At 56.1% G+C, this 700-nt stretch carries 1 protein-coding gene and 1 pseudogene; both read left to right on the forward strand.

Annotation, left to right across the window (positions count from 1 at the left end):
* On the forward strand, positions 1 to 426 hold a 426-nt coding region (locus tag A3754_RS05990), incomplete at its 5' end, for an isocitrate/isopropylmalate family dehydrogenase (protein ID WP_255363117.1).
* A 78-nt stretch (positions 427 to 504) separates the two neighbouring features.
* Positions 505 to 700: pseudogene (locus tag A3754_RS05995) on the forward strand (aspartate-semialdehyde dehydrogenase); the annotation flags it as partial.

A 700-nucleotide genomic window follows, 5' to 3' on the forward strand; every position in this document is an offset into this window, starting at 1 on the left:
CACATGTATGTGGACAACGCGGCCATGCAACTGGTGCGTGCGCCGAAACAGTTTGATGTGATTGTCACCGGCAATTTGTTTGGTGACATTCTCTCCGATGAAGCCGCCATGCTCACCGGCTCCATCGGGATGTTGCCCTCCGCGTCACTGGATGAAAACCGCAAGGGCTTGTACGAACCCTGCCACGGCTCGGCACCGGACATTGCCGGCCAGGGCATCGCCAACCCGCTGGCGACCATTATGTCGCTGGCCATGCTGATGCGTTACAGCCTGGAGCGTGGTGATGTGGCTGATGCCATTGAAGCCGCTGTAGAGCGTGTTCTTGATCAGGGGCTTCGTACTGCGGATATCTACACTGAGGGCACTCGCAAAGTGGGCACCGAAGAAATGGGCAGCGCCGTTGCGGATGCTTTGTCACAAGCATGACAGAGGCATGACGCACAGGCGCAACACGCGCATTGATTCACTGATAGAAAGGGCAACCCTTTCAGGAGACAGTTTCTAATGAAGAAAGTCGGTTTTGTCGGCTGGCGTGGCATGGTGGGTTCCGTACTGATGGAGCGCATGACTGCCGAAAATGATTTTGCAGATATCGAACCGGTCTTCTTCTCGACCTCCCAGGTTGGACAGGCTGGCCCGGACGTGGGCAAGGATATTCCGGCCCTGGGCGATGCCAAGAATATTGATGAACTGAAAGCGC

The organism is Alcanivorax sp. HI0083, assembly GCF_001635175.1.